At 67.0% G+C, this 330-nt stretch carries 1 protein-coding gene; it reads left to right on the top strand.

What is annotated here, in order from left to right:
• Window positions 1-49: 49 nt before the first annotated feature.
• Window positions 50-330 (top strand): sulfotransferase domain-containing protein (locus IEZ27_RS46175; RefSeq protein WP_194522008.1); only part of this gene is annotated, 281 nt, incomplete at its 3' end.

Here is a 330-nt window from a genome sequence, read left to right as displayed (position 1 = left end):
GATGATCTGCGCCCTGCTCATACTGCAGGAACCGGAGCTCCCGCTCCCGTTGGACACGCTCTCGCCGTGGATCGACATGGTGACTCGCGCCCGCACAGACGTGTCCGCGGACCTGGAAGCCCAGACGCACCGCCGGTTCATCAAGACCCACACGCCGCTCGACGGGATACCCAGCGATCCGACGGTCACGTACATCTGCGTCGGGCGGGACCCGCGCGACGTGGGGCTGTCGATCGACCGCCATATCGACAACACCGACATCGGCGCGTTCCTCAGCCAGCGCAAACGGGCGGCCGCGATCGACGGTATCGAGCTCGGACCATTGCGGCG

It is taken from the genome of Nonomuraea spiralis (genome assembly GCF_014648435.1).
Classification (GTDB): domain Bacteria; phylum Actinomycetota; class Actinomycetes; order Streptosporangiales; family Streptosporangiaceae; genus Nonomuraea; species Nonomuraea spiralis.
The sequence above is the reverse complement of the archived record's forward strand: the minus strand, read 5'-3'. Positions and strand labels throughout refer to the sequence as shown.